We start from the raw sequence: 12680 nt of genomic DNA on the forward strand, positions 1-12680 counted from the left end.
TCTGGTGCGGTCCGTGTTCCTGCAAGCCAAGCTGTGGAGGTCTGATGAGAGCAAATGCGCCGATCACTCAGAAGGAGTTCGTGTTCTCCAGCATGGAGACTCTGCTGAGCGATCTGATCACCGCCATCACCGGTGCGTCCCGCGAACAGACCATCGGCATCGCCCAGGTCGGCCGGGCGGTGGACCAACTTGACGAGGTGGCGCAGCGGAGTGCGGCGATGGTGGAGCAGAGCGGTGCTGCGGCAAACACCACGAGCGAGCGGGCGCAGCGTCTGATGGGTGCCGTCAGGGTGTACGCCTGACAGTGGCTTTCCAACTTCTGCCCTGACCGCCTGACATGCAAGCCAGGCACAAACACCCCTGTCAAAGCGCCGCAGCTTGGGGCTTGCTGCTGCTTTCCCTGCCTTTGTTGTGGTTGGTCTCCCATCCGTCACGACCTGTGACGATCGCCCCGGAGCTATTCCTGTTCCTGCACAGTGCCGTGGAGCTGGTTTCCGCGCTGGTGTCGCTGCTCGTCTTCGTGACGGGCTACCGTGCCATCCTACCGGCGCGCAAGGGGGCTGTGGTGTTGCTGGGTCTCGCATTCCTGGGGGTTGGTGTGCTCGACTTCCTGCACTCGCTCAGCGATACCGGCATGCCTGATGCGTTGAGCCCCAACTCGATGCAGAAGTCGACCTATTTCTGGATACTGGCGCGGATGCTCGCCGCGACCACGCTACTTTTCTATGCGCTGCTGCCAGCGCAGCCCAACATTGCAGAAAGCCGCAAGCCTTTCTGGCTTGCATTGATGCTGGTGGCGTTGAGTCTGGTCTGCACCATTGGCCTGCTTTGGTCGGCGCGGGTGCCAGCCTTGTTTGTCGAAGGCTCAGGGCGGACGCCGCTGTTGACCGGGTTCGAATGGCTGACGATAGGCGCCAACGCGCTAACGCTGTGGGTGCTTTGGCTCCGTCGCCAGGAACTAGCTCGCGAGTGCGTGACAGCATTGATTTACGCCGTGGCACTGTCGGCGGTTTCCGGGCTGTTTTTCACAATGGCGGGCATCCTCGACCACGACGCAGCGTCTGGTATCGGCCATCTATACAAGGTCGCCGCCTATCTGTACCTGTTCCATGTCACCTTCAACGAGGCCTTGCGCCGGCCGCTTGAGCGATTGGAGACGCAGCACCAGCGCGAGAAGCTCGCACTGAGCGTGGCTCCCGATGGCGTGCTGTGGGTCAACCGTCTTGGTCAGATACTGATGGCCAATCCCGCCATGGAGACGCTTTCGGGCTATCCGAGCCAGGAGCTGATTGGCCGCAACGTCGACATCTTCCTGCCGCCGCATCTACGCGACAAGCACGGTCACGCGATGCGCGAGTACTTTGCGTCGGCAAATGCAAGGGCTATGGGATCCCTGGATCTGAGGCTGATGCGCCGTGACGGGCGGATGCTGCCGGTGGATATCTCGGTCGGCCACTGGGAAGATGAGAGTGAACAGCACGCGATCGCCTATGTTCGTGATCTGACCGAACGCAAGAGTTTCGAGGAGTCCTTGCGGCATCGCGCCACGCATGACGAACTCACTGGCCTGCCCAATCGTTGGCTGTTCCGTCTGCAGTTGAACCAGGCGATTGCGCAGACCAAGCGCAGCGAAAGGCGGGTGGCAGCACTGTTCCTGGATCTGGATGATTTCAAAACGGTGAACGACAGCTTTGGACACTTGGCTGGCGACGAACTGCTCGTGCAAGTGAGTCAAAGGTTGCGCTCGGCGCTGCGCGAGGGCGACACGCTGGCCCGTCTGGGCGGCGATGAGTTCGGCATCCTGCTGTCGGACCTGAACAGTGTGGATGAGGCGGTGACCGTAGCCGAGAAGCTTCTGCTGTCACTCGACTTGCCCTGCATCGTTCAGGGTCAGGAGGTCGATGCCAGCGGCAGCATTGGTCTGGCGTTCTCGCCAGACGACGCGCAGGATTGCGACAACCTGTTGCGCTATGCGGACTTGGCCATGTACCAGGCCAAGCGAGCCGGCCGCGGCACCTATGCCTGCTATTCGGCGCAGTTGGACAAACACGCGCACGCGAACATGCAGATGCATGCCCGGCTGAAGGACGCGATCAATCGGGGTGGTCTGAGGCTGCTCTACCAACCCCAGGTGGACACCTGTACCGGGGCCATAGTCGGTGCAGAAGCTTTGCTGCGTTGGACCGACGAGCTGCTGGGCGAAGTGTCGCCAAGCCGCTTCATCCCGGTAGCCGAGACCACCGGGCTGATCCTTCCCTTGTCGGACTGGGTGCTGGAGACCGCCTGCCGGCAGATAGCTATCTGGTCCGATGCAGGTACCCCACTGAGGGTGGCTGTCAACTTCTCCGCTCAGCAGTTCCGGCAGCGCAATCTGCCCGACAAGGTGCGCGCCGCACTGCAACGTTCCGGGGCGCCGGCCCGGTTGCTGGAGATCGAGATCACCGAATCGATTGCCATGGTCCAACCCGTGATTGCCCGCGAGCAGCTCGAGTCCCTGGCAGCCCTGGGTTGCACGGTGGCACTGGACGACTTCGGCACGGGCTATTCCTCCCTGGCCTATCTGAAGGCGCTGCCCGTGTCCAAGCTGAAGATCGATCGGGCTTTCATTAGTGACATTCCGCATGACATGAGCGACGTCAAGATATCCCGGTCCATCATTGCGCTGGCACACAGCCTTGGTCTGACGTTGGTGGCCGAAGGCGTTGAGACCGAAGCGCAACTGGAGTTCCTGCGCGACCATGGCTGCGAGGCCTACCAGGGGTGGCTGTTCGCCAGGGCGCTGGATGCAGTTGACTTTTCTGCCAGGCTGGATTTTCAGAATCTGCGTGCGGCTGACACTTTTTGATTGCTTCGATGCGTAGCACCACATCCAAGGCGAGCTTCAGCCCGCCTGAAACGAAACCTGATGCGTCTGCGCATGGTTGGGTGCGCGTCGCGATGTATGCAGTGCTGCTGCTGGCCAGCGCGCAGGCAGTCTTCTATGCGTGGCAGGCAGAGAAGGCGCAACGGGTACGGGCTGCCGACGCCGAGATGGCCGAGCTTGCCGGCGCACAACGCATGCTCAGCCAGCGCATCGGACGCCTTGCCGTACTCAGTGATGCCGAGGGCGTGGCGGCGGAGAGTGCCGGCGAGCAACTGCGCGCCAGCCTAGACCGGGCTGCCGTCCAGGGGCAACGTCTTGACTGGCTCCTGGCTCAGGCGGGAGGGTTTCAGTCGGAGTCGCAAGACCTGGTGCGGACTCTAGCCACTTGGTCGACTACTCGTCAAAGGCTCTGGTCCAGGGCGGAGGCCTTGCTTGAGAGCCGATTGAACGGGCCCACGGCGGGCACACGCCTGCTGGCTGCCCAGGTCGAGATCGAGGTCGACCCGGCCCTGGAGGCGGCACAGGATCTGGTCGACGAGCTCGAGCGCCTTGCGCGCCGCCGCTATTCCACGGCAGCTGATGCGGCCAAGCTGTGGGCGACCTGCAGCGTGTTGATGTTCCTGATCCTGACGCTGAGCGTCGCTGAGCCAACAGCGCGCATGGTCAAGCGCCAGTATCTGCGCTTGACCGCACAGGCGCATGAGTTGCAGCGCCTGGCCCTGGTGGCCGAGCTCACCAACAACGCGGTTCTCATCTCAGATGCCGAACGCCGGATCGTCTGGGTCAACAGGGCATTCAGTGACATCACTGGATATGGCGCTGACGAGGCGTTGGGGCGAGAGCCAGGTCTGCTCCTTCTGCACGAAGATGCGGACCCGTCGATTCGGGCCAAGCTGAGCCTGGCCATCGAGAATGGGCATGGCATGAGGGCACAGTTTCTTAATCGGCGCAAGGACGGTTCCGAGCTCTGGCTGGACCTGGATATGCAGCCCTTGCGCGGGGACAACGGCACGCTCAATGGTTTCGTTGGCGTAGCTTCCGACGTCACCGCGCGTCGGCAGGCCCAGGCTGAGCTGCGAGTGGCAGCAATTGCCTTTGAATCGCTGGAGGCGATGGTCATCACCGATGCGAAGCAGGTGATTCTGAAGGTCAACCAAGCCTTCACTCAGATCACCGGCTATACGGCGAGCGAGGCCGTGGGCCAGGTCACAGGACGGCTACTGAGCTCCGGGCGCCACCCGCCGGCCTTCTACGCGGCGATGTGGCAAGTGCTGAGCGAAAGCCAGCATTGGCAGGGCGAGGTCTGGAACCGGCGCAGGAACGGAGAGATCTACCCCGAGTGGCTCAGCATCACGGCGGTGGCCGACGAGGCGGGACGCATTCAAAACTATGTGGCGGTGTTCTCTGACATAACTCTGAAGAAGCAGGCGGAGAAGGCCATCCACAGTTTGGCTTTCTACGACCCCCTGACCGACCTACCCAATCGAAGGCTGTTGCGCGACAGATTGGGGCAGGTGCTTATCGCCAGCGAGCGCCACCACACTCTCGCGGCTGTGCTGTTCATCGACCTTGACCGATTCAAGGCTCTGAACGATAGCCGGGGCCACGATGTGGGCGATCAGCTGCTGATCGAGGTGGCCCGGCGTCTGCGCGCCAGTGTCAGGGCCAAAGACACAGTGGCACGTCAAGGCGGCGACGAGTTCGTGGTCATCCTGGCCGATCTGAGCTCTTGCTTGGATCAGGCCATGAGTCAAGCTGCGGCGATTGCGGAGAAGATCCGTTCAGCTGTCAATGAGCCGGTGCAGCTCGGCAACTTTGCGTATGTCGGCTCTCCGAGCATTGGCGTCTGTTTGTTTTCAGGCGGCGGCACTTCGGTGGACGAGCTGCTGAAGCGGGCCGACATCGCGATGTACCAGGCCAAGAATTCAGGGCGCAATGCGGTTCGCTTCTTCGAGCAGCCATCGACGGTTGGTGTAGCGGTGCACCCTGGCTAGCGTGCCGCGACGCACAAGCTAAGCGCGGCCCCAATACGGGACTCCATGCCGGCGAGCATCCGCTCCATCAGGCCATCGATCTCGGCAGGCGTCTTGAGCGCCAGCCCGACAGTTGTGACCAGGAAGCCCAGCGCAGAGCAGAAGAGCTCCTCCGCAAGATGCCGCTGTGCCTCGGTCGGCGCCCGGGATCCGGAACATCGGGCCAGCATGCTGCTCAGTAGCTCAAGCACTTCGCGCGGGTCAGGACGTACGGGCTCTGCCTCGTGTTGATCTCCAGCCACGCAGGGGACTGCTGGGTTGCAAAATACAAACCAGTAGTGATGGCGGTGGTTGATCCAGTGACGCAGGAAGCCTCTCACAAACGCTTTGAGCTTGTGCATGGGTCCCCGGTGACGGGCCGCTTCGAACTTGCCCTCCTCGCAGGCTCTGGACAGAATGTCCTGCCAGATGTGGCGAACGAGATGGGCTTTTGAAGGGAAGTAGCGGTAGAGCGACATCGGCGGCACACCGACCTCGCTGGCGATCTTGCGTATCGACACCGCCTCTCCACCACCATCGGAGAACAGCTGCAGTGAGATCTGCACCACCTTGGCCTCAAGCAATGATTGCTCGACCCTGGTTCGCCGAAGGCGAGGGCGCGCAGGCTTGGCGGTGATCATGTTGTGGTTGACGCAAAGTCCTGTGCGGGGCCCATCGTTCGTGCTCTTGTCCGGGGCGTGGAAATATAGTGGCCGAGGAGGCGCTCACCCATTGCTCGGAAGTGTGCACGAAAACGACCCTCAGCCCGGTATCAGAATCGCATTTCCCCTAGAACCTCGATGTCATCGGTGCTTCACTCAGCAGACGATCCAGCGTCGCCACCAGCACTTGGGCATCGACCGGCTTGGACAGACATTCTCGAAAACCCGCGCCTATGGCGGTTTCTATCGATTGCTCATCCCCGTCTTCCGAGAGGAAGATACAGGGTGTACGGGCAAGGTCTGGATCGCTCTGGATTGCACGGAGCGAGTCCATGCCTGACATGTCCGGAAGATGGCTGTCGACAATGATGATGTCGGGCCTGAGACGCTGTGCCGACTTGAGGCCATCTGCGCCGCTGCTGCAGCAAATCAGCTCAATATTCGGTTGTCCCTGCAGGTATATCTTCACGAGCTCAGTGCTGACTGGGTTGTCGTCGATGTACAGCACCCGACCACCGCCGAGGTCGCCATCAGCACGGCATGCTTCTAGCAAGGGCTCAACGCCGTCTCGCGAGACGGCCGGCAAATCCGGTGTGTCAGCCCTCGGCAGTACGAGGACAAAGGTGGAGCCGGTGGCAGGCTCGCTCTCGAGCAGCAGGTCCCCACCCATGCCTTGGGCCAGTGTGTAGGCGATCGCGAGGCCAAGACTGCTACCGCATGGCGGCGGCAGATCGGCTGGACTTCTTGCAACGCGGTAGAAGGGCTCAAACAAGTGGCTGAGATGCTTGCGCTCGAAGCCAATGCCACTGTCTTGCACGGAAATGGCGACGCGGCTTCCGGAGATGGACTTGCACTGCAGCCAGACATGCCCGCCGGGAATGTTGTAGTCAAAGGCATTGGCCAGCAGATTGAGAAGGATTTGCCGCAGTCCTTGATAGTCTGCCCTTGCATAGAGAGTCGAATTGCCGATGTCGGCATGCAGGGTCAAGCTCTGAGCTTGAGCCACGGACCGAAGCGATGAGGCCAGGTCTCGGACCATTCCGTGCACGTCGACGGCCGTCGCAATCAGCGGCGATCGGGCCTCGTGCAGCCGGTTGAACTCCATCATGTCGTGAACAAGGTGCAGCAACTGCCGGGCCGACTGCCGAACCTGTTTCAGCTGACCCCGGGACCGGTCGGACATCAGCGGCACTTCCCTGCGCTCGACGAGTTCGGTGAATCCCAGCATCGCCTGCAAAGGGGTTCTGAACTCCTGGCTGATGCGGGAAAGCATGTCCGATTGGATAGTGGCGAGCTGCCTCTGCAGCGCCTCCTCGCGTTCTTCCTGCTCTTTTAGCCTGCGCTGAGTGACCTCTTGAACCGTCATGCAGCACCTTGCGGTGCTGCCGTCGTCCCAGCCCTCGATGGCGCCCTGCATATGGACCCATTTGATCTGGCCCGACTTGCTGATCACGCGGTGCTCGGACTCATAGGGCCCCGCGTCGTTGACGGCCTGCTCGTAGTTGAGCCTGACCATGGCGACGTCGTCAGGATGGGTCCAGGCCATCAGGCTTTCGTAGCGCAAGTCGACGTCATCGCTGGTGGCCTCGATGATGTCCAGGACTTCGGTCGAACAATACACCTGGCCTGTGGCCAGGTCGTGCTCCATGTAGCCTAGCTTTGCGATGCGCTGCATCGCAGCGCTGTGCCTTGCGATGCGCCCGGTCTCTATGTCGCGGCGCTTGCGCTCGGTGATGTCCGACTCGATGGCAACGTATTCCGTGATCGCGCCTCGATCATCGCGTATCGGGCTGATGTTCATGGACACCCAAAAGGGATCGCCCGACTTCTTGTAGTTGAGCATCTCGACGTCCACCACTGCCTGCCCTTGGCGAAGCAGATCTCCGAGCTTGGTGGCCGAGGCTTGGCTTGTGCGAGGGCCGTGCAAAAAGGTGCGGGGGTTGCGACCCTTGATCTCGTCCAGTGTCCAGCCCGTTACCTGGGTATAGGCAGGATTGACCCATTCGATCTCGCGGTTCCGATTGGTGACCACCACCATGTTGGTGGTGTTCTGAACAATCATTTCCAGTCGGCGGTAGTGGTCGGTGTTGGCCATCGGCTCAAGGCCTGAGCCTCGAGACTCAGCCAATGAGAGGCCGCGTTGTGGGCTGGCCTCAGATTCAAACTGCACACCGTGAATCCGATGCGTTCGCGCGAGCCTGGGCACACGTGCCAAGCAGCATTACGACATACTACTTTTTAGCGTACGCGAACGCAATAGAGGCGCTGGCGGATGGCGCCCCTCAATTGGGGGGCGCCCAGCGCTCCACGGCCGTGAATCTGAAGGCAGTTGAGCGCTGGTCCGAGGGTAACGATCTCGACGAGGCGCAGCGTGCACGCAACCGCAACAAGTCCAAGGTTCGAGCGCGCGTGTAGCACGTCTTCGCAGTGGTCAAGCGGCTCTTGGGATTCAGCAAGGTGGGCAGCCGCGGTCTGGCGAAGAAACGCCAAGAGCTCGATCGTGACACTGGGGCTGGTCAATATCTATCTTGCGCGGGGACAGTTCCCTGCAGAACTCATGGCTGTCTGGGGTCATTCGCCGGGGCCCCTCATTGAGAGCCGGCGACTGACTGCGCCTCTGCGGCTTGCGTATCTGCGGGAAAGCCTCGCGCAGGAAGGGCAAGCATGCAGCGCCCGCCTGCGCCGGCAGACAGCAGTTGATGAGTTCAGCGCTGCTGCGCTGCAGCAACTCGCAATCGCTCAATCGCCTTCACATTTAGCCGAGTCAGATTCGACGATATGGCTGTGCATAGCAGCGCAACTTCATGATTTAAGCGTACGCGTACGCCATAATGTATCAACATCCGCATACCCCGATTTGCAGTCGTTCTGCGCAGTTTGGGGCCTGCCGGTTCGACACATATAAGGCGAGAGACAAATCCTGACCAATCAGGTCGCCCTGTAGGCCGCACTCCTCCATATTTGCAAAGGATCTCCGTCCATGAACAATCTCAGAATATCGACCCGCTTGCTGCTGTTGATCGGACTGCTCTCGGCCATGCTGGTTGGTGTCGGCGGGCTGGGCCTCCTGGGCATCGGCAATTCCAACGAGGCACTGAAGTCGGTGTTTGAAGACCGCGCGATACCGATCGGTCAGCTCGGCGAGATTCAGGCCAATCTACTACGCAACCGGCTCGCCATCGCCACAGCGCTTGTCACGCCGACACCCGAGGTCATCAGTGATCGCGCTGCGCAGGTCGAAGCCAACATAGCGACTATCGGCAAGATCTGGGATGCCTACATGGCCACAAAGCTGACCCCCGAGACCGAAACACTCGCCAAGGCGTTTGCCGCCGACCGAAGGAAGTTCGTGCAGGAAGGCCTGCTCCCAGCAGTGCAGGCGCTGCGCGCCAACGATATCAAGGAGGCCCAGCGCGTGGTGACGGAGGCCATCCGCCCGCTGTTTGTTCCGGTGGAGAGGGGCATCGTGGCCCTCAACAAGCTGCAGCTTGACGAGGCCCACAAGCAGTACACGGAGGCCGCTGAGCGCTATGTCGTGATTCGCGCAGTGTCGATCGCCTCCATCGTAGGCGGATTGTTGATCGGTGGGCTGTTCGGTTTGCTGATTGCGCGCTCCATCACCGTGCCGATGAACCGCGCCAAGTTGGCCGCCGAGCGTGTGGCCGACGGCGACTTGACGGTGGATCTCAGCGGCGACGGCAAGGACGAAACGGCTGAGTTGCTGCGTGCGTTGGCCGGCATGAAGGACAACCTGGTACGCATCGTCAGTGGCGTGCGCAGCAATGCCGACAACGTGGCCACCGCGTCTTCTCAGATCGCGCAGGGCAACCTGGATCTGAGCCAGCGCACCGAGGAACAGGCCTCGGCGCTGGAGGAGACTGCTGCGTCCATGGAGCAGCTGGGTTCCACTGTGAAGCAGAACGCAGACAACGCCAAACAGGCCAATCAGCTCGCGCTGAGTGCCAGCATGGTCGCCACTCGGGGCGGCGAGGATGTCAGCAGAGTGGTCACTACCATGAGGGACATCAATGAATCAAGCAAGAAGATTGCCGACATCATCAGTGTGATAGATGGCATCGCGTTCCAGACCAACATCCTGGCGCTCAATGCCGCGGTGGAGGCTGCACGCGCAGGGGAGCAGGGACGCGGCTTCGCGGTTGTGGCCTCCGAAGTCCGTAGCCTGGCCGGCCGTTCGGCAGCGGCCGCAAGAGAGATCAAGAGCCTGATCACTGCCAGTGTCGAACGTGTGGAGCAGGGTACCGCCTTGGTTGGTCAGGCCGGTGTGACGATGACCGAAGTCGTCAGCTCGATCAAGCGGGTCACCGACATCATGGGCGAGATCACTGCCGCCAGCATTGAGCAAAGTGCCGGGGTGTCTCAAGTCGGCGAGGCTGTCAGTCAGATGGACCAGGTCACTCAGCAAAACGCGGCCCTGGTGGAAGAAAGTGCCGCGGCCGCCGAGAGTCTGAAGACTCAGGCTCTGCTGCTTGTTCAGGCGGTGGCGGTTTTCAAACTGAATGCGGGTGTATCGCATCGGGTCGACTTGTCAGCAGCGGCGGCATCTGCAGCACCTGCGGCGACGAGCCATGGGGCTCCCCAACTTCTTGGGGAAGGCCGACTAGAGGCCGAAAGGTCCTACTGAAGAGATCCGGTCCACTGTCGCTGAGTCACTGAAGTCGTAGAGGAACAAGCCGGCGAACACTGGATGGGCCGTGCCGAGACTAGCGAGCGGTGGCACGGACTAGATGCCTGTTCAATGTCCATGGGCGAGAGCGCTCGCCGCACAGCTCTGCGTCGGATGCCTGCGCGCACTGTTTGTCGCGCTGCCGAACGCCAAGACCTTCGATGACTACGCCGCGTTGCTGCCCTGGCGCAGCTTGGGGATCTTCAGCTAGACGCCGCCCGCACGGGTCTCCCAGGTACGTTCGCGAAAGCCGTTGCGGCTGTTCAGGCGCTCGGCGCTCTTCTCGTCGTAGCCAGCGCCGCAGCGCCCCTCGACATCGATCTCCATGAGGCGCTGGGCCATGAACTGCACCATCTGGCGCAGCACATCAATGTCAGCACCCTTCTCGGCGAGCTCGGCTAATGCGATAGTTGAGGCGGTCATCGTGTATTCCTTGGATCAAGGCTGGTGGGTCGCACCTCAACCGTATCCGGATTCACGATGGCCACCCTCTACAGGCCGCCTCGCTCAAGAACTTACACCACCTCCTGGGACATCACCCTCAGCACTCAATGTGCCAGCTCAGCGGACTTCGCTGAGCATGGCTTGTGCGATGCCCGTCACCCGACCAACGCGGTCTGCCCGATCTGTTCCGCTGCGTTGATGGCTTGTGCAATATCGGCGGCCGTCAACGGGCGTTCGAAGTGGCCGATATAGGGTGCGTTCATGGTGAGCTCAGCCACCTGCTGCTGCTCGGTCGCACTCAGCCTGGCACCAAGCTGAGCGGCAGTCACCGGCAGGCCGAGGCCCACCAGCCACGAGGCGTGCGCGCGCCGTTCCTCGTCGCTGCGCGCTTCGAGGCACAGCTGCACCAGCGAGCCGTACGCGACCATCTCGCCGTGCAGCGCCTCGGCCAGGGCCGGTATCGCGGTGAGCCCACGCAGCAGCGCGTGCGACAGCGAGAGGCCGCCGCTCTCGAAGGCCAGGCCGCTGAGCAACACGGTGGCTTCGATGACTGCCTCGACCTCGAGCGTGACTTCCTTTCGCGACACGGCCGCCAGCGCCGCCGGCGCGTACTGCGCCAGCGCCGCGTGGCAGCGCTCGGCCATCACCAGCGCGACGTCCGGCGGCCGCCCGCCGAAGAAGTTCTTGCCGCCCGAGAGGGCGCATTGCCGAGCCTCATACCGCTTTGACACAGCGTCACCGATGCCGGCGCGGAAGAAGCGCAGTGGGGCCTGGACGATCACCTCGGTGTCGACCAGCACCAGGTCCGGATTGCGCGCGAGGTAGTCCACTGCGACCAATCGGTGGGCGTCGTCGTACAGCACGATCAAGCGCGAGGTGGGAGAGTCGTTGGAGGCCACGCTGGGCACGATGACAAGACGCGTGCCCAGCGTGCGGGCCACGCCCTTGGCGGTGTCGATGGTCTTGCCGCCGCCCAGCGCGATGAGGGTGTCGGCCTCGAGCGCAACCGCTTGCCCGGCCAGGTCGGCCACAGCTTCGCGGGTGCATTCGCCGCCGAAGCGCAGGCGCGGCAGTGATGGAGGCAACTGCGGGCCCACCGCCGCCTGCACGATGTCGTCGCTGACCAGCACCGGCCGTTGGGCGCCCAGCTCGGTCAGCATGTCGGGCAAGGACTTCAGCGCGCCCGGGCCTTGCACGTAGCGGCCGGGGAAGCCGATGATCCGCATCGCTTGTGTCATTGTTCAGTTCTCCCAGGCGAAGTCGCGGCGGCCGCCGTCGATGCAGAGCAGCTCGCCATTGATGAAGGCGGCCTGCTGCGAACACAGGAAGGCGACCGAGGCGGCCACCTCTTCGGGCTTGCAGGTGCGGCCCACCGGATTCTGCCGAGCCAGCAGCGCGCGCATCTCGGGCGTGAAGCCGGCAATCAGCTCGGTCTCCACATAGCCCGGCGCCACCGCGTTCACTGTGATGCCGTGCGGCCCCGCCTCCTTGGCCAGAGTCCGCGTGAAGCCGGCAATGCCGGCCTTGGCGGCGCTGTAGTGGGCCACGCCGGGCCGGCCGCCACCGGTGAAGTTCATGCTGGAGGTGTTGACGATGCGGCCCCAGCCGCGTGCGGCCATCGGCGGAATCGCTTCGCGCGACCACAGGAAGGTGCTGTCCATGTGCACGCTGAGCATGCGCTGCCATTCGGCGAAGGGCAGGTCGCGCACCAGGTAGGCGGGCTTCACGCCGATGCCGGCGTTGTTGACCAGGATGTCCAGGCCGCCCAGGTCCTCGCAGATCTCGAAAACGAGGCGGCGCACGGTGGCCTCGTCCGCAGCGTTGCCGATGAAGGCGCTGGCCTGGATGCCCTCGCCGCGCAGTGAATCGACTGCGCTCGATGCCGCCGCAGCGTCGAGGTCTATGAGGGCGATCACGCAGCCCTCGCGCCCCAGCGCCTGCGCCTCGCACAAGCCGATGCCGCGTGCGCCGCCGGTGATGACGGCGACCTTGCCTTGCAAGCCCAAATCCATGAC

Annotated in this window: 8 protein-coding genes and 2 pseudogenes; 5 read left to right on the forward strand and 5 right to left on the reverse strand. The window is 62.5% G+C overall.

The genetic code is table 11. The annotated features are described in order from the left end of the window. Positions 1-44 precede the first annotated feature (44 nt). From DES47_RS02730 to DES47_RS02740, 3 genes are all read left to right on the forward strand, one after another. Positions 45-302 carry a hypothetical protein gene (locus tag DES47_RS02730; protein WP_133699107.1) on the forward strand — a complete coding sequence of 86 codons (258 nt, stop codon included), beginning with the start codon at positions 45-47 and terminating at the stop codon, positions 300-302. Positions 303-385: 83 nt separating this feature from the next. Next, the gene (locus DES47_RS02735) at positions 386-2845 is read left to right on the forward strand and encodes a bifunctional diguanylate cyclase/phosphodiesterase (protein ID WP_166651816.1); all 2460 of its coding nucleotides are present in this window, start codon (positions 386-388) and stop codon (positions 2843-2845) included. Between the two features lie 8 nt (positions 2846-2853). Beyond that, complete coding sequence (locus tag DES47_RS02740) at positions 2854-4857, forward strand: diguanylate cyclase domain-containing protein (protein ID WP_133699109.1); 2004 nt, start codon at positions 2854-2856, stop codon at positions 4855-4857. On the opposite strand, the gene DES47_RS02745 is transcribed toward DES47_RS02740, so the two are convergent. Both DES47_RS02745 and DES47_RS02750 read right to left on the reverse strand, forming a co-directional pair. Then, positions 4854-5516: a TetR/AcrR family transcriptional regulator gene (locus DES47_RS02745; RefSeq protein ID WP_133699110.1), complete on the reverse strand. Its 663-nt coding sequence runs from the start codon at positions 5514-5516 to the stop codon at positions 4854-4856. The two genes, DES47_RS02740 and DES47_RS02745, sit on opposite strands and share 4 nt — an antisense overlap. 148 nt (positions 5517-5664) lie before the next feature. Then, positions 5665-7632: a PAS domain-containing hybrid sensor histidine kinase/response regulator gene (locus DES47_RS02750; RefSeq protein ID WP_133699111.1), complete on the reverse strand. Its 1968-nt coding sequence runs from the start codon at positions 7630-7632 to the stop codon at positions 5665-5667. 257 nt (positions 7633-7889) lie between these two features. Between DES47_RS02750 and DES47_RS29695 the strand changes: the two are divergent. Further along, a pseudogene (locus DES47_RS29695) lies at positions 7890-8073 on the forward strand (IS5/IS1182 family transposase); the annotation flags it as partial. Positions 8074-8517: 444 nt separating this feature from the next. After that, positions 8518-10179: a methyl-accepting chemotaxis protein gene (locus DES47_RS29520; RefSeq protein ID WP_133699112.1), complete on the forward strand. Its 1662-nt coding sequence runs from the start codon at positions 8518-8520 to the stop codon at positions 10177-10179. 252 nt (positions 10180-10431) lie between these two features. Here DES47_RS29520 and DES47_RS02760 read toward each other — a convergent pair. The 3 genes and pseudogenes from DES47_RS02760 to DES47_RS02770 all read right to left on the reverse strand — a co-directional run. Beyond that, positions 10432-10644: pseudogene (locus tag DES47_RS02760) on the reverse strand (transposase); the annotation flags it as partial. 176 nt (positions 10645-10820) lie between these two features. Continuing rightward, on the reverse strand, positions 10821-11891 hold the full coding sequence (locus tag DES47_RS02765; RefSeq protein WP_243748129.1) for a glycerol dehydrogenase: 1071 nt from the start codon (positions 11889-11891) through the stop codon (positions 10821-10823). 15 nt (positions 11892-11906) lie between these two features. Beyond that, positions 11907-12677, reverse strand: a complete 771-nt coding sequence (locus tag DES47_RS02770; protein WP_133699115.1) for an SDR family NAD(P)-dependent oxidoreductase — start codon at positions 12675-12677, stop codon at positions 11907-11909. Positions 12678-12680 lie beyond the last annotated feature (3 nt).

The sequence above is a fragment of the Roseateles toxinivorans genome (assembly GCF_004362525.1).
Lineage (GTDB): Bacteria > Pseudomonadota > Gammaproteobacteria > Burkholderiales > Burkholderiaceae_C > Paucibacter > Paucibacter toxinivorans.

Coding starts and splice junctions, on each gene's coding strand:
- DES47_RS02770 (WP_133699115.1), bottom strand. CDS start 12,677: ATGGATTTGGGCTTGCAAGGCAAGGTCGCCGTCATCACCGGCGGCGCA.
- DES47_RS02750 (WP_133699111.1), bottom strand. CDS start 7,632: ATGGCCAACACCGACCACTACCGCCGACTGGAAATGATTGTTCAGAAC.
- DES47_RS02740 (WP_133699109.1), top strand. CDS start 2,854: ATGCGTAGCACCACATCCAAGGCGAGCTTCAGCCCGCCTGAAACGAAA.
- DES47_RS29520 (WP_133699112.1), top strand. CDS start 8,518: ATGAACAATCTCAGAATATCGACCCGCTTGCTGCTGTTGATCGGACTG.
- DES47_RS02745 (WP_133699110.1), bottom strand. CDS start 5,516: ATGATCACCGCCAAGCCTGCGCGCCCTCGCCTTCGGCGAACCAGGGTC.
- DES47_RS02730 (WP_133699107.1), top strand. CDS start 45: ATGAGAGCAAATGCGCCGATCACTCAGAAGGAGTTCGTGTTCTCCAGC.
- DES47_RS02765 (WP_243748129.1), bottom strand. CDS start 11,891: ATGCGGATCATCGGCTTCCCCGGCCGCTACGTGCAAGGCCCGGGCGCG.